We start from the raw sequence: 22,401 nt of genomic DNA on the forward strand, positions 1-22,401 counted from the left end.
GTTCACGTCAGTGCGAGCCCCCTCATCCCGCCTTTGCGATCGCCCAAACAAAACGGGCCCCGTGAGGGGCCCGAATCGTAGTGCTGCCGGATGGCGGGTCAGGCGGCCTGGCGCAGGTTGGCCAGCAGGCCCCGGAGTTCCGAGGCCTTGGGCTTCACCAGCCAGAACGAGCCCTGGTAGTCGTCGAAGCGCTCCAGGATTTCGCGGCCCCAGGCGCTGTCGGTCTCGTGCACGAATTCCGTGACGAGTTCCTCCAGGTAGTTCCGGTGCGCCTCCATCTCCTCGGTGTCGAGGCGGTGCAGGTCGATCAGCTCGTTGTTGATGCGGTCCGGGAAGTCGTTCTCCCGGTCCAGCACGAACGCGAAGCCGCCGGTCATGCCCGCGCCGAAGTTGATGCCGGTATTGCCCAGTACCACCATCACGCCGCCGGTCATGTACTCGCAGCCGTGGTCGCCGATGCCTTCCACCACGGCGATCGCGCCGGAGTTGCGCACGCCGAAGCGCTCACCACACTGGCCGGCCGCGAACAGCTTGCCGCCGGTCGCCCCATACAGGCAGGTGTTGCCCATGATGGTGGTGTCCTGGCTGGCGAAGCTGGAGCCCTCCGGCGGCCGGATCACCAGCTTGCCGCCGGTCATGCCCTTGCCGACGTAGTCATTGGCATCGCCTTCCAGGTACAGGTGCAGACCGCCGGCATTCCACACGCCGAAGCTCTGCCCGGCCGTGCCCTTCATGCGCACGGTGATCGCGGCGTCCGCCATGCCCTGATTGCCGTGACGCTTGGCAATCTCTCCGGACAGCCGCGCGCCGATCGAGCGATCGGTGTTGGCCACGTCGAAGTGGTATTCGCCACCGGCCTTGCTCTCGATGGCCTCGAGCATCTCCGCGACCATCTTCTCGGCGAGCTCACCCTTGTCGAACGGTTCGTTCTTCGGCGCCTTGCAGAAACGCGGCTTGTCGGCCAGGTCGCCGCTGGCCAGCAGGCCGTTCAGGTCCAGGTGCTGCTGCTTGGGCGTCTCGCCCGGCAGGATCTCCAGCAGGTCGGTGCGGCCGATCAGGTCGGTCAGGCTGCGCACACCCAGCTTCGCCATCCATTCGCGGGTCTCGCGGGCGACGAACTGGAAGTAGTGCATGACCATCTCGGGCAGCCCGATGAAGTGGTTCATGCGCAGCACCTTGTCCTGCGTGGCCACACCCGTTGCGCAGTTGTTCAGATGGCAGATGCGCAGGTACTTGCAGCCCAGCGCCACCATCGGTCCGGTGCCGAAGCCGAAACTCTCGGCGCCCAGGATCGCGGCCTTGATTACGTCCAGGCCGGTCTTCAGCCCGCCGTCGGTCTGCAGGCGCACCTTGTCGCGCAGGTCGTTGCCGCGCAGGGTCGCGTGGGTCTCGGACAGGCCCAGCTCCCACGGGGTGCCGGCGTACTTCACCGAGGTCAGCGGGCTGGCGCCAGTGCCGCCGTCGTAACCGGAGATGGTGATCAAGTCGGCGTAGGCCTTGGCCACGCCGGCGGCGATGGTACCGACCCCGGCCTCGGAGACCAGCTTCACCGAGACCAGCGCATCCGGGTTGACCTGCTTGAGGTCGAAGATCAGCTGCGCCAGGTCCTCGATGGAGTAGATGTCGTGGTGCGGCGGCGGCGAGATCAGGGCCACGCCGGCATTCGAGAAGCGCAGCTCCGCGATCATCTTGTTGACCTTGTGCCCCGGCAGCTGGCCACCCTCGCCGGGCTTGGCGCCCTGGGCGACCTTGATCTGCAGGACTTCGGCGTTGACCAGATAGTGCGGGGTCACGCCGAAGCGGCCGGAGGCCACCTGCTTGATCTTGGACATGCGCTCGGTACCGTAGCGGGAGACGGCCTCGCCGCCCTCGCCGGAGTTGGAGCGTCCACCGAGGCGGTTCATCGCGGTGGCCAGGGCCTCGTGGGCCTCGGGCGACAGCGCGCCCAGGCTCATGCCGGCGGAGTCGAAGCGCGGCAGGATGTCGGCCTCGGGCTCGACCGCGTCAAGCTCGATCGGCTCGATGTCGTCGCGCACCTTGAGCAGGTCGCGCAGCACGGTCACCGGGCGTTCGTTCACCAGGTCCGCGTATTCCTTGTAGATCCCGTAGTCGCCGGATTGCACCGCGCGGTGCAGGGTCTGGATCACGTCCGGGTTGTAGGCGTGGTACTCGCCGCCGTGGACGTATTTCAGCAGACCGCCCTGGCCAGCGCTCTTGCGCGGGTTCCAGGCACGCTTCGACAGCGTCTCCAGATCCGCCTGAATGTCGGCGAAGCGGGTGCCCTGGATGCGGCTGGTGGTGCCCTTGAAGCAGGTCTCCACGATTTCGTCGGACAGGCCGACGATCTCGAACAGCTGCGCGCCGCGGTAGCTGGCAATGGTGGAGATGCCCATCTTGGACAGGATCTTGAACAGGCCCTTGTTGATGCCGCGGCGGTAGTTCTGCGCCAGGGTCAGCGGGTCCGCGTTCGGGATCTCGCCGGACTGGCACATGCCGTGCAGCGCCGAGTAGGCCAGGTACGGATAGATCGCGGTGGCGCCATAGCCCAGCAGCACCGCGAAGTGGTGCGGGTCGCGCACGGTGGCGGTTTCGGCGACGATGTTCGCGTCGGTGCGCAGCTTGGCGCTGATCAGGGCATGGTGAACCGCGCCCACGGCCAGCGCGGCCGGGATCGGGCGGCGTTCGGGGTCGATGCCGCGATCCGACAGGACCAGCACCACGGCACCGTCGCGCACGGCCTCGACCGCGTGCTCGGTCAGGGCCTTCACGGCGTCCTCCAGCGAGCCGGAATGGACGTCGTAGTTGAGGTCCATGCGCTCGACGCGGAAGGCGTCCTCGGTCTGGTTGCACAGCTCGCGGAACTTGGCCTCGGACAGCACCGGGGAGTCGGACACCAGGCGGTGGGCGTGGTCCGGGGTCTCCTCGAACAGGTTCTGTTCGCGGCCGAAGCAGGTCTCCAGCGACATCACGATGCTTTCGCGCAGCGGGTCGATCGCCGGGTTGGTCACCTGGGCGAACTGCTGGCGGAAGTAGTCGAACAGCGAACGGGTGTGGCTGGAGAGCACTGCGAACGGGGTGTCGTCGCCCATGGAGCCCACGGCCTCCTGCCCGGCCTCGGCCAGCACGCGCAGGATCTGGTCGCGTTCCTCGAAGGTCACGTCGAACAGCTTCTCGTAGGTCTCCAGGCGCTCGGGCGGCATCGGCTCGCCGGAGAACAGCTGGTTGTCGTCCAGCTGGCTCTTCAGGTGCTTCACGTGCGCGCGCAGCCACTGGCGGTAGGGCTGGCGGGTGCGGTTGATGCGGTCGACGTCCTCGGGCTGCAGCAGCTCGCCGGACTCGGTGTCCACGGCGAGCATCTGGCCGGGCTTCAGGCGCCCCTTGGCGACTACGTCCTCGGGGGCGTAGTCATACACGCCGATCTCCGAGGCCAGGGTGATGTGGCGATCCTTGGTGATCACGTAGCGCGCCGGGCGCAGGCCGTTGCGGTCCAGGGTGCAGGCGGCGTAGCGGCCGTCGGTCAGCACGATGCCGGCCGGGCCGTCCCAGGGTTCCATGTGCATGGAGTTGTATTCGTAGAACGCGCGCAGGTCGGAGTCCATGTGCGCGACGTTCTGCCACGCCGGCGGGACCAGCAGGCGCATTGCGCGGAACAGATCCATACCGCCGGCCAGCAGGACCTCCAGCATGTTGTCCAGGCTCTGCGAGTCGGAGCCCGCCAGGTTGACCAGCGGTTCCAGCTCGGTCAGCTCCGGCAGCTTCTCGGTGGCGAACTTGTGTTGGCGCGCGACCGCCCAGTTGCGGTTGCCCTGCACGGTGTTGATCTCGCCGTTGTGGGCGAGGAAGCGGAACGGCTGCGCCAGGCCCCACTGCGGGAAGGTGTTGGTGGAGAAGCGCTGGTGGAACACGCAGATTGCCGTCTCCAGTTCCGGGCGCTTCAGGTCCGGGTAGAACACCGGCAGGTTGGCCGGCATCACCAGACCCTTGTAGGAGAGTACGTGTGCCGACAGGCTGGGCACGTAGAACACCGGGTCGTCGCCCATCGCGATCTCGGCGCGGCGGCGCACCACGAACAGCGCGCGCTCGAAGTCGGCCGCGTCCATCTCCGCCGGGGCATTGATGAACACCTGCAGGATGTGCGGCTGGCTCTTCATCGCCTCGGCGCCGCAGGCCTCTTCCGGATTGACCGGCACCTCGCGCCAGCCGGCAAGCCGGAGCGGGCCGCGCTCGATGGCGCTCTCCACGGCGGCGCGGGTTTCGGCGATCTTTGCCGGGTTGATGAACACGATGCCGGCGGCGAAGCGCTCGGCCAGTTCAATCTTCGACTCGGAGGCGAGGGTGCGCAGGAAGGCCTCGGGGGTCTTCATCAGGAGCCCGCAGCCGTCGCCGGTCTTGCCGTCGGCGGCGATCGCGCCGCGGTGGGTCATGCGTTCCAGGGCCTTGATCGCGGTGTCGACCACCCAGTGGCTGGCTACGCCGTCCATGTGCGCAATGAGGCCGAAGCCGCAGTTGTCGCGCTCGAATTCGGGGCGGTAGAGGGTGCCGTTCAGTTGGTTCTGTCGCATTGGTCAACTCCGGTCGCAGCGCGCGGGGCCATACGCGGGCGCGGTACGTTGGTCAGGGCCGTCCCTGGAAAAAGAACACGGAAAAAGGCGCAGGAATATAGCCGAACCGTCATTCTCCCGGCAAACCGGGGCCGGTCAAGAAGACACGACATCGACGCAGGTTAAGTCGTGGTGACCACGCAGCGCGGGGGATCAGTCGCGCACGGCGTTCTGGACCGAGCCGATGGAGCGGATCCAGGGTTCGTCGCGGCGCACGGCGGCGGGCAGGTCCTCCGCGGCGCGCTGGGCGGCGGCCCGGTCGGGGAAGACCCCGGCCAGGATGACCACGAATTCGCGGTTGTTGACGCGCGTTGGGATATAGCGGATCCCGCCCAGGTCGTGCTGATCGGCATAGGCCCGTGCGGCCCCCATGTTTGGCGCGGCCAGCAGCTGGATGGTCGTGGCGCCACCGTCCTGGTCGTTCAGCCAGGCGCGGTCGTTGCGCAGGCGCTCGGCGTCGGCATCCTCTGCGGCCGGCTCTTCGGTGGCGGGTTCCGGCTCGGGCGTGGGCTCGGGCGTGGGTTCGGGTGCGGGTTCAGGCTCCGGCTCCGGCGTGGTTTCTGGCTCGGCCTGCGGTTCGGATGCGGGCGCCGTCTCCGCGGGTTCCGCCGCCGTCTCGGGTTCGGGCTCGTCCGCGGCCGGGTCCTGGGGGGCGGTCTCCCGCTCGGTCGGTTCGGCTTCGGCCGGAGGGGGCAGGTCCAGGGGGTCGGCCACGGCGACCTCGTCGTCGGTGGTGGCTTTCGGCTCCTCGGGTGCGGGTGCGGGCGTGGGTTCTGGCTCGGCCTCGGTGATGCGCGGCGCGGGCAGGGGCAGTTCGATGATCTCGCTATCGGTCGGCGCGGATTCCGTCTCCAGCAGTTGCCAGGCGACCGGGGCGGCGATGCCCAGGGCCACGGTGATGGCTACCGCCGGGACGAACCAGCGCTGGTTCCAGAAGGCGACGTTCTCCGCCGCCGGCGGCTCCGGGATGCGGTGATCGGCGTCGATGCCGCCCGGCTCGCCCGGCGGCACCTCGGGGGCTGTCGCGCGGGGCGGGTCGGGTCGCGGAGTGGACGCGGCAAGAGCCTCGGCCGCCGGGGTGAAGCGGTCGTCTTCCGGGTCGCGGCTGGCGTGGATGGCCGTCTCCGGAGGCGTTTCGCTCGCCGGCTCGCCCTCGCGGGTGGAGGGGGTGACCGCGGGCTCCCCGTCTTGCGGTTCGATGTCGGTGTCTGTCTCGGCCGCCTCGCCCGCGGCCACCCCCGGGGCAGTGCTGCCGGCGGCTGCGGCACCGGTCCGGCGCTCGCTGCGGCACTGGCGCTCGAGGAAACTGTTGGCTTCGCGGTTGAGGTTGCCGGGCAGGCCCTGACTGGTGGTCTGCAGGTGATGGATGGCGTCTGCATCCAGCAGGCGATCGGGGTCGGCCAGGCCGGCGGCCTGCAGGCGGTGGCGCAGGTAGGCCGCGGTCTGCTCCAGGTTGAACGCGCGCAGGCTGACGCGAGTGACCTGGTCCTCGTCGGAGGGGTCGGGCAGGTAAAGGCGGCGGCGCAGTAGTCCGCTGGAGCCGACCAGGATGATGCGCGGGGCGCGGCCCTGCCTGGCAAGGATCTCGCTGCGCATGCGCATCAGGTTGTTGACGATGTCGGTGCCGACCAGGTGCGCGTCATCCATCGCGATAACCGGGTCGACGCCTTCGGCGACGCGGTCGCCAAGGAGTTCGGTCAGTGGGCGATCGGGGTCGTCCGCGTTCTGCGAGCGCAGGTAATTGCGGATGGTGTTGTCCACCGACTCGAACTGGGTGTTGATGCGCGCACGGAAGGCGATCAGCTCGAACGGGTCGGGCAGCATCGCCAGCAGCCGCATCAGCTGGAGGCTGCGGCCGGAACCGTTCTCGCCGGTCATCAGCACGACTGCGCCGGGGCCGTTCAGGGCAGCCCGCGCGGACTCGAGCAGGCCATCCAGCAGCGGGTCGCTGTAGATGAAGGTCTCGTCGGGCGCGTCGTCAAACGGCGGCGCGTGCAGGCCGAGGTGTTCCAGGCATTGTTCGGAAAGCGCCATCGAATTCCTTTTCAGGTCAGCGTGCCCAGGTCGAACAGGCGGTGGTGTTCACGGATGGCGTGGCGATCGGTCATGCCGGCGATGTAGTCGGCGATGGCGCGTTGCGGCCCGTGCGCGTCGTGGGTGGCCATCTCGTCGGCATGCCGCTGGTAGTGCTCGGGCATCAGGCGTGGCTCCGACTCGAACGCGGCAAACAGATCGTGGATCAGCTGGCGGGCCTTGTGCATTACCCCGTGGACCTGGTGGTGATGGTAGAGGTTCTCGCGCAGGAAGCCCTTGAGCTCGCGCGCCTGTTCCGCCATCTGCGGGCTGAAGCGGATCAGTGCCTCGCCGGCGCGGCGCACGTCGTCGGGGGTTTGCGGGCGCTGGTGGTCGATCGCGGCCTGGCTGGTCTCGATCAGGTCGCCGACCAGGGCGTCGATCATGCGCCGGACGGTCTCGTGCTGGATGCGACGCGGGTCCAGGTTTGGATACCGGGCCTGGACCGTCTCGCGGCAGTCGCGGAACAGGGTGACCTCGGCGAGGCGGTCCATGGTGAGCAGCCCGGAGCGCAGGCCGTCATCGACGTCGTGATTGTTGTAGGCGATTTCGTCGGCGACGTTCGCGAGCTGGGCCTCGAGGCTCGGCTGTTCCTTCTGCAGGAAGCGCACCCCGATCTCGCCCAGCTGGCGCGCCTTCTCGGGTGCGCAGTGCTTGAGGATGCCCTCGCGGGTCTCGTAGGTCAGGTTGAGGCCGTCGAAGTCGGCGTAGTGGCGCTCCAGCAGGTCGACGATGCGCAGCGACTGCAGATTGTGCTCGAAGCCGCCGTGCTCGCGCATGCAGGCATTCAGTGCGTGCTGCCCGGCATGCCCGAAGGGGGTGTGGCCGAGATCGTGCGCCAGCGCGACGGCCTCGGTCAGGTCCTCGTTCAGTTGCAGGGCGCGCGCGATGGAGCGCCCGATCTGCGCGACCTCCAGCGAGTGGGTCAGGCGGTTGCGGAACAGATCGCCCTCGTGGCTGATGAAGACCTGGGTCTTGTACTCCAGCCGGCGAAAGGCGCTGGAATGCACGATGCGGTCGCGGTCGCGCTGGAAATCGCTGCGGTGACGCGGCGCGGCCTCGGCCTGGGCGCGGCCGCGCGAACGTGCGGGGTCGCAGGCGTAGGGCGCCAGGCCCGGTGTGGCGGCGCTGGGGGTGGCCATGGTTTCAGGCGACACGGGCATGCTCGTGCAGGGTGTCGTCCAGGGCGTCCTGATCGAACGCGTCGGTGAGGACGGCTTCGCCAATGCCGCGCAGCAGTACCAGGCGCAGGCGGCCGCTGGCCACCTTCTTGTCGATCGCCATCAGTTCGCGGAAGCGGTCCGGGGTCACCGCCCCCGGCGGTTCCAGGGCCAGGCCGGCGCGCTGGATCAGGGCCTCGGCGCGTTCGCGACCAGCGGTATCCAGCCAGCCCATGCGTTCGGACATGCGTGCGGCCATGGCCATTCCGGTGCCCACGGCCTCGCCGTGCAGCCAGGCGCCGTAGCCCATGCCGGCCTCGATCGCGTGGCCGAAGGTGTGGCCCAGGTTGAGCAGGGCGCGAATGCCGCCCTCGCGCTCGTCGGCGGCGACGATCTCGGCTTTGCAGGCGCAGGAGCGACGGATCGCGTAGGCCAGCGGTTCGGGTTCCAGTGCGCGCAGGGCGTCGATGTGTTCCTCCAGCCAGGCGAAGAACTCGGCGTCGCGGATCAGGCCGTACTTGATCACCTCGGCCAGGCCCGCCTGGAGCTCGCGCTGGGGCAGGGTCTTGAGGGTGTCGGTGTCGATGACCACGGCGCGTGGCTGATGGAAGGCGCCGATCATGTTCTTGCCCAGCGGGTGATTGACACCGGTCTTGCCGCCAACCGAGGAGTCGACCTGGGCGAGCAGGGTGGTTGGGACCTGAACGAAGTCGATACCGCGCTGGTAGATCGCGGCGGCAAACCCGGCGATATCCCCGACCACCCCGCCACCCAGGGCGACGATGCGGCTGCCGCGATCCAGGCGCGCCTCCAGCAGCCGGGACAGGATGGTCTCTACCGTCACGAGGGTCTTGTGCTGTTCGCCGTCGGGCAGTTCGATCCATAGCGGGTCGCTGCTGATGTCGCAGGCGGCGAGGTTCCGGCGCAGGGCGTCGCCATACAGCGGCCCGACCGTGGTGTTGGTCACCACGGCGATGCGCCGGCCGTGCAGTGCCGGCCGGAGCCGCTCCGGTTCGCCCAGCATGCCCGGCCCGATGTGGATCGGGTAGCCGCGTTCGCCCAGTTCTACGTTGAGACTTTCCATGCCCGTCATCATAGCGTGCGGGCCGACGGCGGCGTAAGCCGGGCATTCCGCATGGTGCGGATCGCTTCACGGACTTTTGCAATTGGCGCCGGTTGGATTACCATAGGGAGTTCTGCATGGTCGCCCGGAGTGTTTGGCGGCCGGTTTTGTTATTTTTGATCGAGATGATCCTGCATCCGTTTCGGAGATTGTATGCCGCACGTACGAATTCGTGAGAACGAGCCCTTCGAGGTCGCCCTGCGCCGTTTCAAGCGCACCTGCGAGAAAGCCGGCGTGGTCGCGGAAGTCCGCCGCCGTGAGTACTACGAGAAGCCGACCACCGAGCGCAAGCGCAAGGCCGCTGCCGCGGTGAAGCGTCAGCTGAAGAAGAATTCCCGCGACATGACTCGTCGGGTGCGTTTGTACTGAACCCCGTCCGGGTGGCTGCCCGGACCCGAGGACCCAAAGATGTCGCTCAAGGCCCGGTTGCAGGATGACGTCAAGCAGGCCATGCGGGCCCGCGCCAAGGACCGCCTGGCTGCATTGCGCATGATTCAGGCCGAGGTATCGCAGTTCGAGGTGGACGAGCGGCGCGAGGCCGACGACGACACCGTGCTGGCGATCCTCAATCGCATGCTCAAGCAGCGGCGTGATTCCATCGATCAGTATCAGAAGGGCGGTCGCGAGGACCTCGCCGAGCGCGAGGCCGCCGAGGTCGTCATTATCGAGGAATACATGCCCGAGCCGCTGGACGCGTCCGCGCTGGACCAGTTGGTAAGCGAGGCGATTGCCGAGACCGGAGCCAGTGCCCCGGGTGACATGGGCCGCGTCATGGGGGTGCTGAAACCCCGGGTCTTCGGGCGTGCGGACATGGGCCAGGTGAGCCAGAAGGTCCGCGCCGCCCTGCAGGGCTGACTACGGGCCGGATCCCGGCCGAACTCCCCGGGCCCATCGCGGCCCCTATCCCGATTTCGTCGGAGCGAGTGTTCCATGGCTTCCAATCCGATGCAGTTCCTGGACCTCCCGCGCCAGGACCCCCAGAAGACCCCCGCCGAGATCCGGATCCACGAATTCGGCGAGATCATTGGTCAGTTCGATCCCGCCACGGCCGGTCAACAGGCCGGCCGTTGCCTGGCCTGTGGCAATCCCTATTGCGAATGGAAGTGCCCGGTCCACAACTTCATCCCCAACTGGTTGAAGCTGGTGGAGGAAGGCAATCTGTTCGCGGCCGCCGAGCTCTCGCACAAGACCAACTCGTTGCCCGAAGTCTGTGGCCGCGTATGCCCGCAGGATCGTCTGTGCGAGGGGGCCTGCACCCTGAATGACGGCTTCGGCGCGGTCACCATCGGCTCGGTTGAGAAGTACATCACCGACGAGGCCCTGAAGGCCGGCTGGCGCCCGGATCTGTCGGATGTCACCCCGACCGGCAAGCGGGTCGCGGTGATCGGCGCCGGGCCCGCGGGATTGGGCTGCGCGGACATCCTGGCGCGCAATGGCGTGCAGGCGGTGGTGTATGACCGCTATCCGGAGATTGGCGGTCTGCTGACCTTCGGCATCCCGCCGTTCAAGCTGGAAAAGCACGTGATCCGCACCCGCCGCGAGATCCTCGAGGGCATGGGCGTCGAGTTTCGCCTGAATATCGAGATCGGCCGCGACATCGCGATGGACGCTTTGATGGAGGAATACGATGCCGTGTTCCTCGGCATGGGCACCTACACCGCGATGCAGGGCGGTTTCCCCGGCGAGGACCTGCCGGGCGTTTATCCCGCCCTGCCGTTCCTGATCTCCAATATCCGCCAGGTGATGAACTGGCCGCAGGAAGAAGGCCACGAGTTCATCGACATGGCCGACCAGCGGGTGGTCGTGCTGGGTGGCGGCGACACCGCGATGGACTGCAACCGCACCTCGATCCGCCAGGGCGCGGCATCGGTGACCTGCGCCTACCGCCGCGACGAAGACAACATGCCCGGTTCGCGCAAGGAAGTGGTGCATGCGCGCGAAGAGGGTGTGCATTTCGAGTTCAACGTGCAGCCGGTGGAGATCGTCGGCGACGGCAAGGTCGAGGGCGTGAAGGTCGTGCGTACCCAGATGGGCGCCCCGGACGAACGTGGCCGCCGCCGTCCCGAGCCGGTCCCCGGCTCCGAACACGTAATCCCGGCCGACCGGGTGCTGATCGCCTTTGGCTTCCGTCCGTCTCCCTCCGACTGGTTTGCCGACTACAAGATCGGCATCGACGAGGGCGGCCGCGTGCAGACCGCGGGCGAGCATGCCTTCCAGACCGGCAATCCGAAGGTCTTTGCGGGCGGCGACATGGTGCGCGGCTCCGATCTGGTGGTCACCGCCGTCTTCGAGGGCCGCGAGGCCGCCGAAGGCATCCTTGAATACCTCGGCGTTTGAGCCTTTCGATGTCCCAGAACCTGAAGAACGACCTCCTGCTGCGAGCCCAGCTGCGCGAACCGGTGGAGCGTCCGCCGATCTGGATCATGCGCCAGGCCGGGCGCTACCTGCCGGAGTACCGCGAGACCCGCGCCCAGGCCGGCAGCTTCATGAGCCTGTGCCAGAACCCGGAGCTGGCCTGCGAAGTCACCATGCAGCCACTGCGCCGGTTTCCTCTCGATGCGGCGATCCTGTTCTCCGACATCCTCACCATCCCCGACGCGATGGGGCTGGGTCTGTATTTCGAGACGGGCGAGGGCCCACGTTTCCGCGAGCCGGTGCGTACGCTGGAGGCGATCGAGAACCTGCCGGTGCCGGACCCGGAGCAGGAGCTACGCTACGTGATGGACGCGGTGCGCCTGATCCGCCGCGAGCTGGACGGCCAGGTCCCGCTGATTGGTTTTGCCGGCAGCCCATGGACCCTGGCGACCTACATGGTTGAGGGCCAGGGCTCGCGCGACTTCGCCGAGACCAAGCGTCTGATGTACGGCGAGCCGCAGGCGATGCACGCCCTGCTGCAAAAGGTCGCCACCGCGGTGACCGATTATCTGAATGCGCAGATCCGCGCCGGCGCCCAGTCGGTGATGATCTTCGACACCTGGGGTGGTTCGCTTACTCCGCGGGCCTATCGCGAGTTCTCGCTGGCCTACATGCAGCGCATCGTCGACGGGCTGATCCGTGAAAACGATGGCCGCCGCGTCCCGGTGACGCTGTTCACCAAGGGTGGTGGCGCCTGGCTGGAAATGATGGCGGATACCGGGGCGGATGCCCTGGGGCTGGACTGGACCATCGAGATCGCCGAGGCCAGCCGGCGGGTCGGCGATCGCGTTGCGCTGCAGGGCAACCTCGATCCGTCGGTGCTCTACGCACCCGAGGCGGTAGTCCGCGAAGAGACCCAGCGGGTGCTGGATGGTTTCGACCGCGAAACCGGTCATGTCTTCAATCTTGGCCACGGCATTCATCCGGGGATCGATCCGGAGCGGGTCGCCGCGATGGTGGATACCGTAACCAACTACCGACGCTAGTCCGCCCGGCGCGAGCGTACGGCCCGGTTGCTATTCCGCCGTGGCCGCCGCCTCTTCGGCGCCGGCCTCCGCCAGCATCCTCTCTACGTCCGCGCGGGTTGCGCGTTGCATCGGGCGGCCGTCCACCGGCGACGGTGGCGCCTGGCGCAGGCCGTCCAGCGGGAATACCGTGAGCTCAACATCGGTGTCGTCCGGTCCGCGGAAGGCGAGGAAGGGGATGCGCTGTTCGCGCCCCTGCCGGCTGCGGTAACGGCGCTCGCCGGTCTCGCAGTGAATCCCCCGATCCCCCATCTCCAGGATGACCTCTTCCACTGTCTCGGCGAAGGCATGCAGATTGATCAGCGGTTGCGATTCCACTAGCCCTTGAAGGAGTGGGCCGACCAGCCGCGGTTCCAGGTGCTCCAGGCGTTCCATCACGACCAGCGCCGCTTCCAGGCGGCCGCGGTAGGCGGCGCGGCTGGCGGGGCTGGCAAACAGCCGGCTGCGTTCGATGGCGGCGTCCTGGATCTCCAGGTTGCCGGGCATGTCGTGTCGGGCGTCCACGCCCAGGTGTTCCGCGGCTTTCCGCTTGGCCAGGCCGAAGTCCCGGATGCCGTCGTCGAGCATGATGCGAGCGGCTTCCTGGGCCAGCTCCTGGCGCGCGCGCGAGGGGCTGGCCATTTAAAAGACCAGTTCGGGTTGCTGGTTCCCGCTGCTGCCGTTCTCGCCGTTCCCCGGAATGACGTGTCCGCGTTCCGGGATCTGGTGGGGTAGCAGCCACTGGTTGCGCGCGCCCGGGGCGTCGTCGCTGGGGGCGCGCTGGCCGTTCGGCAGGATGGCGACTCGCACCAGGTCGTTGGGGCGCTCCACCGGCCGTTCCGGCTGGTCGGCCAGCACGCTGCCCATGAAGCGAGTCCAGATTGGCAGGGCCGCGCGCCCGCCACTTTCGCGCCGGCCCAGCTCGCGGTTGTCGTCGAAGCCGATCCAGGCAGTTGCGACCAGCTCCGCGTTGAACCCGGCGAACCAGGCATCGCGGTAGTCATTGGTGGTGCCGGTCTTGCCGGCCAGGTCGGACCGGCCCAGTTCCATGGCCCGCCGTCCGGTTCCGGATGTGATGACGCTGCGCAGCATGTCGCTCATCTGCCAGGCGACACCGGGATCCAGGACCGGTACCGGATCGGTGTACTGCAACGGGCCACTGCTGGCGACCAGCGGCAGATCCTGTCCCTTCGGGTTTGTGCAGGGCGCCGGGCAGGCGCGTTCGGTCGGTGCCTCGTACAGGGTCTCGCCGTCCGCCGTCTCGATGCGGGCGATGATCCAGGGGCTGTTCAGGCGGCCGCCGCTGGCGAACACGCCATAGGCATTGTTCAGCTGCAGCGGGGTGAGGGAGCCGGTACCCAGGACCATGGACAGATTGTTTGGCTGCCTTTCGAGGTCCAGGCCGAAGCGCGTCAGTTCCTGGTGCACGTTTCCGGTGCCCAGGCGGTCGAGCAGGCGGATGGAGGCCAGGTTGCGGGAATTCGCGAGTGCCTCGCGCAGGGTGGTCTCGCCGTGGAAGCGCCGCGAGTAGTTCTGCGGGCGCCATTCGGCCCCCAGGGCGGGGTCGTTGAAGACCATCGGCGCGTCGATCACGGTCCCTTCGGGCCGGTGGCCCTCGCGCAGGGCCAGGGCATAGACCAGCGGCTTGAACGCGGATCCGGGCTGGCGTTGCGCCTGGGTCGTGCGGTCGTAGCGGTTTTCAAAGAAGTCGAACCCGCCGGCCAGTGCCAGGATGGCGCCGTCCTGAGGGGCCTGGGCGATCACGGCGCCGGTGACTTCCGGCTTTTGCGCCAGGCGCCAGCGGCCGTCGGTATAGGGACGTATACGGATCACGTCGCCGCGTTCGAGCGCCGGTGAGCCGGCCCATTCGCGGTCTTCCGGCAGGACTTCCAGTTCGCCAATGCGGCCGCCGTCGACGCGCAGTACCCCGGCGTCGGTCCCCAGGACGACGGCCGGGAACAGCAGCCTTCCGTGCACCCCAATGGCCATCAGCGCTCGCTCGCGTGCCTCGGCGTCCTCCAGGGTATTGCCGGGAAGCCGTATTTCGGGACCGCGAAAACCGTGACGCTCGTCATATTCCAGCAATCCTTCGCGCAGTGCCTGGTTGGCCGCTTCCTGCTGGCGGGAGTCGATCGTCGTGTGCACCTGCAGGCCGCGGCGGTAGGCGTCGTCACCCCACAGGTTCACGACCATCTGGCGCGCCATTTCGGCGACCCAGTGGGCGTCGATCTCGGTGGCTGTGGTGTGGCGTTCGGACAGCACCGGGCGCTCGATGGCGGAGGTATAGGCATCCTCGTCGATCACGCCGGTCTCCAGCATCCGCCGCAGTACGTAGTTGCGGCGGATCTCGGCCCGTTGCGGGTTGCTTACCGGGTTGGTGGTCGATGGCGCCTTGGGAAGGGCGGCGAGCGTGGCAATCTCGTCCAGTTCCAGCGCATCCAGCGAGCGGCCGAAATATACCCGCGAGGCGGCCTCGATCCCGTAGGCGCGCTGTCCCAGATAGATCTTGTTCAGGTATAGCTCGAGGATCTCGTCCTTCTCGAGTTCCTGTTCCAGGCGGATGGCCAGGAAGATCTCGCGCAGCTTGCGTTCGTAGGTCCGCTCGCGCGTCAGGAAGATATTGCGCGCGAGCTGCATGGTGATGGTGCTGCCGCCCTGGCTGCGCTCGCCGCCGGTGGAGATCACATTCAGTCCGGCGCGGGCAAGACCCATGACATCCACACCCGGATGGTCATAGAAGCGCTCGTCTTCCGCCGCAATAAAGGCATCGCGGACTTGCTGCGGGATCGCGTCGATCGGCACGGGAATGCGCCGTTCTTCCGCGAATTCACCCATAAGGCGGCCATCCGCACTGCGGACCTGCAGTGGAGTTTGCAGGCGCACATCGCGTACGGCGTCGGCCTCCGGGAGGCTCGGCGCGTAGTAAACATAGAGAGCGGCCGCCGCGATGGACAGGCCGATTCCGGCTGCCAGAATCAGGGCCAGCAGCGCCGTAATAATCTTAAGGAGCGGATTCATGACAGCAAAAAAAGTGAGGCCAAGATGAGAAGTCGCTTTCAAAGCGACTTGCAACCCTGAAGTCGCGGTGTATATTGTGAACCAGCTAGCATACGTGATTGTAACGCTACCAGTTACTTTCGTCGGGGTATACAGGGGGATGTGTGCTGAGTCTCGGAAAATCCAAACAAGGGGTCCTGGGCGTGGATATCAGCTCGGCAGCCGTCAAGGTGCTGGAGCTGACGCGACAGGGTAAGGGCTATCGGGTCGAGGCCTTCGCGGTCGAACCGCTGCCCGATGGGGTGATGGTCGACAAGGTCTGTCAGGACACCGAGGCCGTGGGTAATGCCCTCGCCCGGGCGGTCAAGCGATCCGGCACCCGCCTCAAGCACTGCGCGATGGCTGTGCCGTCCTCCGCCGTGATCACCAAGACCATCCAGATGTCGGCCGCGCTGGGCGATGCGGAGCTCGAGGGCCAGGTCTTCGTGGAGGCGGATCAGTACATCCCCTACACGCTTGAAGAGGTCAACCTGGATTTCCAGGTCCTCGGCAAGAACGAGAAAAACCCCGAGATGGTCGATGTCCTGGTGGTCGCTTCGCGCCGCGAGAACGTGGACTCGCGCGTGGCCATTGCCGAGGCGGCCAAGTTGACCCCCGAGCTGATCGACGTCGAGGCATACGCGATCGAGCATACCGCCGAGCGCCTGATGGAGCAGGTCCCCGACCGCGAGAGCAAGCCGATCGTGGCGGTCGTGGATGTCGGCTCTTCGGTGACCGCCGTGTATGTCGTCAGTCAGGACGAGGGCGTGGTTTACACCCGCGAGCAGAATTTCGGCGGCCGCATGCTCACCGAGGAGATCATGCGGCGCTACAGCATGAACTATCAGGAGGCCGGCTCCGCCAAGATGAGTGGCGACCTGCCGTCCGACTACGCAAGCTCCATCCTCGAGCCCTTCAAGCAGACCATGGTCGACCAGATCCAGCGGCTGCTGCAGTACTTCTACGTGACCCGCCCGCAGGACACCATCGATCACATCCTCCTGGGTGGCGGCTGTGCGGCCATCCCGGGGGTGGACGAACTGCTCGAGGAGGCCGCCGGCACGCCGGTATCGATCGCGAACCCGTTCCGCGGGATGGCGTTGGCCAAAAGGGTCAACCAGGAACGTTTTGCCAATGATGCCCCGGCGCTGATGACGGCCTGTGGCCTGGCCGTGCGGGGGTATGCGTCATGATTTATATCAACCTCCTTCCCTGGCGCGAGAAGGCACGCGAACAGCGGCGCAAGCAGTTCTTCGCCGCGGTTGGTGGCGCCGCGGTGGTCGGCGTCCTGCTCGCCTTCGTTGGCTACAGTTTTATCGGCGCGTTGATCGACCACCAGCAGTCCCGCAACCAGATGCTGGAAAGCGAGATCCGCGAACTGGATCGTCAGATCGCCCGGATTCGCGATCTCGACGAACAGCGCGAGGCCCTTATTGCCCGAATGGAAGTCATCCAGACCCTGCAGGCGCAGCGGCCCGAGGCCGTGCATCTCTTCGATCAGCTGGTCGAGACCCTGCCCGATGGTACCTACCTCAACGAGGTCCGCCAGGAAGGCGAGAATGTGCGCCTGGTCGGGCGCTCCGAGTCCAACACCCGGATCTCCGCGTTGATGCGCCGGATCGATGGGTCGCCCTGGCTGGGCAGTTCCAATCTGCAGATTATCGAGACCCGCGAGGAGGGTCGCCTCCAGGTGCGTGACTTCCGACTGGATGCCACACAGACCCGGCCGGATGCCGCAGAGGGGGATTCCTGATGGATCTCAATGAACTCAAGCAGGTCGATTTCAACAACATCGGGGAAGCCTCCTGGGGCGTGAAGGGCCTGATCCTGGTCGTGATTGTTCTGGCCATCCTCGGCCTGTCCTATTACCTCTTCATCGGCGATCAGCGGACAGAGCTCGAGCGCGCGGAGAGCCGCGAACTGCAGCTGCGCGGCGAGTTCGAGGACAAGCAGCAGCGGGCTGCCAACCTCCAGGCCTACGAGGACCAGCTGGAGGAGATGGAGCGCATGTTCGCCTCGCTGCTCGAGCTGCTGCCCAGTAGTGCCGAGATCCCCAGCCTGCTGGTCGATGTCTCGCAGACAGGGTTGCAGGCGGGTCTCGAGATCGAGCTGTTCGAGCCGCGTGGCGAGAACCGGCGCGACTTCTACGCCGAGGTTCCGATCCGTCTGCGCGTCCGGGGCGATTACGAGGATCTCGCGGAGTTCGTCAGCGGTGTCTCGGCCCTGCCGCGCGTGGTCACCATGCACAACATGCATATCCGTCCGGGCGATTCCGACAACGACCTGCTGATGGATGCGGTCGCCCGCACCTATCGCTACCTGGAGGAGAACTGATGAGGCATTCTTCCATGCGAGCGGTATGGCCCGGACTGGCCATGGTCCTGATGGGCGGGATCCTGCTGTCGGGCTGTACTCAGGACAACCGTGACCTCGAGCAGTACATCGCCGAGGTCAAGGAGCGCCCGGGGAGCGGGATCGAGCCGATCCCCACCCTGGAGCCGCACGAGCCCTATCTCTATCCGGGGCATGCCCGGTCGCCTTTCGACTCGTCGGTAATCGCCCAGCCGGAGCTCGCCGCGGCCGAGGGGCAGCCAGGAGACGCCGAGATTGATCCTGACCGCCCGCGCGAGTTCCTCGAGGGCTTTCCGCTGGATTCGCTGCGGATGGTCGGGTCGCTGGAGCAGCATGGCGTGCGCTACGCCCTGGTCCGGACCCCGGATCGAGGGGTTCAGCGCGTCACTGCGGGCAACTATATGGGCCAGAACCACGGGGAGATCATCGAGATCACGCCGACCCAGATCCGGCTGGTCGAGATCGTGCCGGATGCCTTCGGCGGTCACGTGGAACGTGAAAACTCGGTGGCGCTGACCGACTAGCGGTTGGGGGGGAGAAGAAGATGATGACGAGCATTCGCCGCAAGGTCGGCACAACCAACAGGGGATTCAACATGGGTTCTTCCATGCGCGCTTTCGCAGGCACGGTCGTTGCGGGCCTGCTGTTCATGGTGTCCCAGGGGGTGGCTGCCACCGAACTGGAAGAGATCCGGGCCGGCAGTCTGAGCGGTGACCGGGTGCAGGTGAACCTGCGTTTCTCGGAGACGCCGCCCTCCGATATTCGCGCCTTTGCGATTGATTCACCGCCGCGCATCGCGTTGGATCTGCCCAATGTCGGCAATGCATTGCCGCGGCGCGAGACGGACCTGAATGTGGGCCCGGTGCTGCGGGCGAGCACGGTCGAGGCGGGCAACCGCACCCGCGTGGTGCTGAACCTGACTCAGGCCTCCGAGTACCAGACTCGAGTCGAGGGCAATAATCTCATCCTTACGCTGGGCCGCGGGGTTTCCGAGGCGGATGCACGCACCCAGCAGGTCGTGGATCGTGCGGGTGAACCCGCCGCCACGACCCGCAGCGCCCGACCCATGGAGATCACGGGTATCGATTTCCGGCGGGGCAGCGAGGGCGAAGGTCGCGTCGAGGTGGATCTCTCCCGCTCTGGTGCCGAGATCAACGTTCGCGAGCAGGCCGGCCGCATCGAGATGACCTTCCCGCGCGCCATGGTCGACGAGTCGCTGGAACGTCGCCTCGACGTGGTCGATTTCGCCACCCCGGTGCATACCATCGACACCGTCGCCGAGCGCAATCGTGTACGCATGGAGATCGAGGCGCGCGGCGAGTACGAGATCATTTCCTACCAGAGTGATCGCCAGTTCGTCCTCGAGGTCGCCCCGATTTCCGAGGCCGAACGCCAGGCCCGCGCCCGCGAGGAAGAGGAGTACGCCGGCGAGCGCCTGTCCCTGAATTTCCAGGACATCGAGGTGCGCTCCGTTCTGCAGTTGCTGGCGGATTTCACCGATCTGAACATCGTGGTCAGTGACACGGTGGGGGGCAACATCACCCTGCGCCTGAACAACGTCCCCTGGGACCAGGCGCTGGATATCATCCTGCGTGCCCGCGGGCTCGACAAGCGAATGGACGGCAATGTCCTGTACGTCGCCCCCAGCGAAGAGATCGCGGCGCGTGAACGCCTGGAGATGGAGGCTCAGCGCGATCGACAGGAGCTGGAGCCCCTGCGCACGGAGTTCGTGCAGATCAATTTCGCCCAGGCCGAGCAGATCGCGTCCCTGATTCGCGGCGGTGATGGCGGCGAATTCCTCTCGGAGCGTGGCAGCATCACCATCGACACGCGCACCAACACCCTCCTGGTGCAGGATACCCAGAGCCGGATCGAGGACGTCCGTCGCCTGGTCTCCACACTGGATGTCCCGGTGCAGCAGGTGCTGATCGAAACCCGCATCGTGATCGCGGAGGACACCTTCAACCGGGAACTGGGTGCGCGGTTCGGGATTAGTGGATCACGGGGAACTAGTGGGCGAACTCAGTTGGGTGTCGGTGGGTCTTTGGATGGGGCTAGTAGCGCCCGTGGTATCCCCAATCAAGATCCCACCGGCGCGAGTGCACGAGCGGGGGGTGTAGAACTGGGCAACCGGCTGAACAGCTCGCTGCCGGCCGGTGGCAATGCCGGGCAGGCAGGGCTGAGCATCCTGCGCAGTGGCGTGTTGCTCGACCTGGAACTATCCGCGCTGCAGGTGGAATCGCGGCGAGATCATCTCCAGCCCGCGTGTGATCACCGCCAATGGCCAGACGGCGACGATCAAGCAAGGTGAAGAGATCCCGTTCCAGGAAGCCACTGCATCCGGCGCGACTTCGACCCAGTTCATCGAGGCCGTACTGTCGACGGAAGTGACGCCGCAGATCACGCCGAACGGCAACGTGATCCTCGACATCAAGGTGACAAAGGACGAGCCCAGCCAGCGTGTGATCCTTGGGGTGCCGGGGATCAACAAGCGCGAGGTGGAGACCCAGGTCTTCGTGGGCAACGGCGAGACCGTGGTCCTGGGCGGTGTGTACGAGATCGACAGCCGCACCAACCTCGAGAAGGTGCCGTTCTTCGGGGATATTCCGTTCCTCGGAAACCTGTTCCGCAATCGCTCCACGGAGAATACCAAAGCGGAATTGTTGATCTTTGTGACGCCGCGCGTACTCGACTGAGCGCAAGGTGTGGCGTCGGGGATTGCCCCCCGATGGGTTCGATCTCGAAAGCCGGGGCTTGTCCCCGGCTTTTCTTTGGGGGGCCCAGCCAGTAGCCTTGGCGCCCATGCAGAACATCGTACTGGTAGGCCCGATGGGGGCCGGCAAGAGCACAATCGGGCGCGGCCTCGCGGGGCTGCTGCGGCGGCCGTTCTTCGATACCGATCAGGAAATCCAGCGGCGTACCGGCGTGGATATCCCGACCATTTTCGAGTTCGAGGGCGAGGGCGGTTTTCGCAAGCGCGAGACGGCGATGCTGGAGTCGCTCCTGCAACAGGAGGGCGCGGTGATTGCCACCGGCGGGGGGGTTGTCGAACGCCCGGAGAACCGGGAACAGCTGCGCGATCAGTTCGTGATCTACCTGCGGGTGCCGGTAGAGGAGCAGTTCCGGCGGACTCGCCGCAACCGCAAGCGCCCGCTGATCGCGGAGGCCGCGGACCCGAAGGCCCGCCTTCAGGAGTTGTTCGCGGTCCGCGATCCGCTCTATCAGGAGGTCGCGGACCTTACGCTGGAGGGCAAGGGGCGGCGGGTGCGCGATGCGGTCAAGGGCGTATGCGCGGCCCTGCAGGTGCAGCGCCCCGACCTGTGCCAGCCCCGCTCCGACGGGTAGTTGGCTCCTCCACGCAGGAGGCAAAGACAAATCGGATTAGCCACGAGCCTCAGCCAATCGCGGGGAGCGTTGGGTCCCCTCCGCTGCGGTCGGGTGTGGTGGAGCGCAGCGAAACGCATCATTTCCCGCGTCGTGTCCGTTCCTTGATGGGATTCGCTGCGCTCATCCCATCCTACGGCCCGTCGGCTGGCTGAACGCCTTTGCGAGTCAGGAAGAGAAAATCACCAACCGAAAGCCGGAAAATGCGCCAAGGGGCCTGTGCCCCCGGCATCACCCGCAAAACATCCTTCCGATCTTCCAGTCTTCCTGTGAACCGCGTATGACCGGTTGCGTGTCGTTCCCGCCGGGTCGCGTTGATCGTCAGTGGCGGGTGTTGCCGCCGCCATCGGGGACGAACATGCCGTCCTGCGATGGCGGTGAGCGGCGCCCGTGCGAGGCGTGGTGAAACAGCAGGCGCCAGCCCGTGTCGAGCCAGCGCCAGGTCTGGCTGATCAGGATCGTCCCGGTGGGCGTGACGTCGCCCGGTCGCGTGATCGCCTCTTCGATGACCAGGCTGATGATCTCCCCGGTCTCCTGGCGCCCCACGATCTTCGGTTCGATCCCGATATTCAGTTCACGCGCGAAGACCAGCAGCCAGCTCTCCATCACCTCTGCCACGCCCCGGTGGGCGCGCGGGCTGCCCGGGTGGATGCAGACGATGTCGGGACGCTCGCCCCACAGGCGCATCATCTGTTCGATATCGGCGGCACGAAAGGCGGCGTAATACGCCTCGACGCAGCGATCGGCATCCGTCGCCATCAGTGCACGCCCCCGGTGGGCCATTCCGGCGTGGGTTCCGGGTCCGGGCTGGCGTGGTGGAGCACCATGCGCCAGCTTTCCCCATCGTGGCGGTAGCCATTGGTCGCCAGCATGACGCCGCGCCGTTCACCCTGGACATACAGGTTTTCGCGCAATACGTGGAGGACGAGGTCTTCGCCCGGGATGGCGGTCACCTGGGTCCGGTGTACGACCACCCCGCGCATCCCCGGCAGGATGTCGTCCCAGCTTTCCAGGATGATGTCCGTTCCCTGCAGGCGCTCGCCACCTGGGTGGATGCAGACACACTCGGCACTGTCGTGCCAGATTTCGCGCATGCCTTGTGCATCGCCTGCCTGAAAGGCCGCGTAAAAGGCGGCTTCGGCGGATTCGGGAGAAGGGAACGTGGCCATACCGGTCGGGGCCTCCTGAGACAGAGGGGTTATTGTCGCAGGAGCATCCGCGGATGACGAATGTGCGAGATGACGTAATGGGCG

The 22,401-nt window shown here is 66.6% G+C and carries 17 protein-coding genes and 1 pseudogene; 10 read left to right on the forward strand and 8 right to left on the reverse strand.

Annotated features, from left to right (window positions below; genetic code table 11):
* Positions 1-98: 98 nt before the first annotated feature.
* The 4 genes from gltB to aroB all read right to left on the reverse strand — a co-directional run bounded on the left by gltB (position 99) and on the right by aroB (position 8,930).
* Complete coding sequence (gene gltB, locus G315_RS0104425) at positions 99-4,562, reverse strand: glutamate synthase large subunit (RefSeq protein ID WP_018144553.1); 4,464 nt, start codon at positions 4,560-4,562, stop codon at positions 99-101.
* A 192-nt stretch (positions 4,563-4,754) separates the two neighbouring features.
* The gene (locus G315_RS0104430) at positions 4,755-6,635 is read right to left on the reverse strand and encodes an SPOR domain-containing protein (RefSeq protein WP_026182035.1); all 1,881 of its coding nucleotides are present in this window, start codon (positions 6,633-6,635) and stop codon (positions 4,755-4,757) included.
* An 11-nt stretch (positions 6,636-6,646) separates the two neighbouring features.
* The gene (locus G315_RS0104435) at positions 6,647-7,816 is read right to left on the reverse strand and encodes a deoxyguanosinetriphosphate triphosphohydrolase (RefSeq protein WP_018144552.1); all 1,170 of its coding nucleotides are present in this window, start codon (positions 7,814-7,816) and stop codon (positions 6,647-6,649) included.
* 4 nt (positions 7,817-7,820) lie between these two features.
* Positions 7,821-8,930, reverse strand: coding sequence for a 3-dehydroquinate synthase (gene aroB, locus G315_RS0104440; protein WP_018144551.1), 1,110 nt, complete (start codon positions 8,928-8,930; stop codon positions 7,821-7,823).
* A 180-nt stretch (positions 8,931-9,110) separates the two neighbouring features.
* Between aroB and rpsU the strand changes: the two genes are divergently transcribed.
* From rpsU to hemE, 4 genes are all read left to right on the forward strand, one after another.
* Positions 9,111-9,326 carry a 30S ribosomal protein S21 gene (gene rpsU / locus G315_RS0104445; protein WP_018144550.1) on the forward strand — a complete coding sequence of 72 codons (216 nt, stop codon included), beginning with the start codon at positions 9,111-9,113 and terminating at the stop codon, positions 9,324-9,326.
* A 39-nt stretch (positions 9,327-9,365) separates the two neighbouring features.
* Positions 9,366-9,812: a GatB/YqeY domain-containing protein gene (locus G315_RS0104450; protein ID WP_018144549.1), complete on the forward strand. Its 447-nt coding sequence runs from the start codon at positions 9,366-9,368 to the stop codon at positions 9,810-9,812.
* 75 nt (positions 9,813-9,887) lie between these two features.
* Positions 9,888-11,294 (forward strand): FAD-dependent oxidoreductase, encoded by a 1,407-nt coding sequence (locus tag G315_RS0104455; RefSeq protein WP_018144548.1) that lies wholly within the window; start codon positions 9,888-9,890, stop codon positions 11,292-11,294.
* 8 nt (positions 11,295-11,302) lie between these two features.
* Positions 11,303-12,358, forward strand: a complete 1,056-nt coding sequence (gene hemE, locus G315_RS0104460) for a uroporphyrinogen decarboxylase (protein ID WP_018144547.1) — start codon at positions 11,303-11,305, stop codon at positions 12,356-12,358.
* A gap of 30 nt (positions 12,359-12,388) precedes the next feature.
* Here the strand turns inward: hemE and G315_RS0104465 are convergent, their stop codons facing one another.
* Positions 12,389-13,018: a hypothetical protein gene (locus G315_RS0104465; RefSeq protein ID WP_018144546.1), complete on the reverse strand. Its 630-nt coding sequence runs from the start codon at positions 13,016-13,018 to the stop codon at positions 12,389-12,391.
* Positions 13,019-15,394, reverse strand: coding sequence for a penicillin-binding protein 1A (locus G315_RS0104470; RefSeq protein ID WP_018144545.1), 2,376 nt, complete (start codon positions 15,392-15,394; stop codon positions 13,019-13,021).
* Between the two features lie 143 nt (positions 15,395-15,537).
* Between G315_RS0104470 and G315_RS0104475 the strand changes: the two genes are divergently transcribed.
* The 6 genes and pseudogenes from G315_RS0104475 to G315_RS0104500 all read left to right on the forward strand — a co-directional run bounded on the left by G315_RS0104475 (position 15,538) and on the right by G315_RS0104500 (position 21,109).
* Entirely contained in the window at positions 15,538-16,605 is a 1,068-nt protein-coding gene (locus G315_RS0104475; protein WP_038031942.1) for a pilus assembly protein PilM, read from the forward strand.
* Entirely contained in the window at positions 16,602-17,165 is a 564-nt protein-coding gene (locus G315_RS0104480) for a PilN domain-containing protein (RefSeq protein ID WP_018144543.1), read from the forward strand. The genes G315_RS0104475 and G315_RS0104480 overlap by 4 nt, the downstream gene beginning before the upstream one ends.
* On the forward strand, positions 17,165-17,746 hold the full coding sequence (locus G315_RS0104485) for a type 4a pilus biogenesis protein PilO (protein ID WP_018144542.1): 582 nt from the start codon (positions 17,165-17,167) through the stop codon (positions 17,744-17,746). Before G315_RS0104480 ends, G315_RS0104485 begins: the two co-directional genes overlap by 1 nt.
* Entirely contained in the window at positions 17,746-18,288 is a 543-nt protein-coding gene (locus G315_RS0104490) for a pilus assembly protein PilP (RefSeq protein WP_038031938.1), read from the forward strand. Before G315_RS0104485 ends, G315_RS0104490 begins: the two co-directional genes overlap by 1 nt.
* 20 nt (positions 18,289-18,308) lie before the next feature.
* Positions 18,309-20,460 (forward strand): annotated as a pseudogene (pilQ, locus tag G315_RS13730) (type IV pilus secretin PilQ).
* Between the two features lie 106 nt (positions 20,461-20,566).
* The gene (locus G315_RS0104500; protein ID WP_019612002.1) at positions 20,567-21,109 is read left to right on the forward strand and encodes a shikimate kinase; all 543 of its coding nucleotides are present in this window, start codon (positions 20,567-20,569) and stop codon (positions 21,107-21,109) included.
* 360 nt (positions 21,110-21,469) lie between these two features.
* Here the strand turns inward: G315_RS0104500 and G315_RS0104505 are convergent, their stop codons facing one another.
* Complete coding sequence (locus G315_RS0104505) at positions 21,470-21,931, reverse strand: nuclear transport factor 2 family protein (RefSeq protein ID WP_019612003.1); 462 nt, start codon at positions 21,929-21,931, stop codon at positions 21,470-21,472.
* Positions 21,907-22,317: a nuclear transport factor 2 family protein gene (locus tag G315_RS0104510; protein WP_018144537.1), complete on the reverse strand. Its 411-nt coding sequence runs from the start codon at positions 22,315-22,317 to the stop codon at positions 21,907-21,909. Before G315_RS0104510 ends, G315_RS0104505 begins: the two co-directional genes overlap by 25 nt.
* Positions 22,318-22,401: the final 84 nt, after the last annotated feature.

It is taken from the genome of Thioalkalivibrio sp. AKL7 (genome assembly GCF_000381705.1).
GTDB classification, from domain to species: Bacteria; Pseudomonadota; Gammaproteobacteria; order Ectothiorhodospirales; family Ectothiorhodospiraceae; genus Thioalkalivibrio; species Thioalkalivibrio versutus.

Bases quoted from the DNA above. Each gene is read 5' to 3' on its own strand.
- G315_RS0104435 (WP_018144552.1), bottom strand. From the start codon at position 7,816: ATGGCCACCCCCAGCGCCGCCACACCGGGCCTGGCGCCCTACGCCTGC.
- G315_RS0104465 (WP_018144546.1), bottom strand. From the start codon at position 13,018: ATGGCCAGCCCCTCGCGCGCGCGCCAGGAGCTGGCCCAGGAAGCCGCT.
- G315_RS0104455 (WP_018144548.1), top strand. From the start codon at position 9,888: ATGGCTTCCAATCCGATGCAGTTCCTGGACCTCCCGCGCCAGGACCCC.
- aroB (WP_018144551.1), bottom strand. From the start codon at position 8,930: ATGATGACGGGCATGGAAAGTCTCAACGTAGAACTGGGCGAACGCGGC.
- G315_RS0104485 (WP_018144542.1), top strand. From the start codon at position 17,165: ATGGATCTCAATGAACTCAAGCAGGTCGATTTCAACAACATCGGGGAA.
- G315_RS0104510 (WP_018144537.1), bottom strand. From the start codon at position 22,317: ATGGCCACGTTCCCTTCTCCCGAATCCGCCGAAGCCGCCTTTTACGCG.
- G315_RS0104500 (WP_019612002.1), top strand. From the start codon at position 20,567: ATGCAGAACATCGTACTGGTAGGCCCGATGGGGGCCGGCAAGAGCACA.
- G315_RS0104505 (WP_019612003.1), bottom strand. From the start codon at position 21,931: ATGGCCCACCGGGGGCGTGCACTGATGGCGACGGATGCCGATCGCTGC.
- G315_RS0104480 (WP_018144543.1), top strand. From the start codon at position 16,602: ATGATTTATATCAACCTCCTTCCCTGGCGCGAGAAGGCACGCGAACAG.
- G315_RS0104490 (WP_038031938.1), top strand. From the start codon at position 17,746: ATGAGGCATTCTTCCATGCGAGCGGTATGGCCCGGACTGGCCATGGTC.
- hemE (WP_018144547.1), top strand. From the start codon at position 11,303: ATGTCCCAGAACCTGAAGAACGACCTCCTGCTGCGAGCCCAGCTGCGC.
- G315_RS0104470 (WP_018144545.1), bottom strand. From the start codon at position 15,394: ATGAATCCGCTCCTTAAGATTATTACGGCGCTGCTGGCCCTGATTCTG.
- G315_RS0104450 (WP_018144549.1), top strand. From the start codon at position 9,366: ATGTCGCTCAAGGCCCGGTTGCAGGATGACGTCAAGCAGGCCATGCGG.
- G315_RS0104430 (WP_026182035.1), bottom strand. From the start codon at position 6,635: ATGGCGCTTTCCGAACAATGCCTGGAACACCTCGGCCTGCACGCGCCG.
- gltB (WP_018144553.1), bottom strand. From the start codon at position 4,562: ATGCGACAGAACCAACTGAACGGCACCCTCTACCGCCCCGAATTCGAG.
- rpsU (WP_018144550.1), top strand. From the start codon at position 9,111: ATGCCGCACGTACGAATTCGTGAGAACGAGCCCTTCGAGGTCGCCCTG.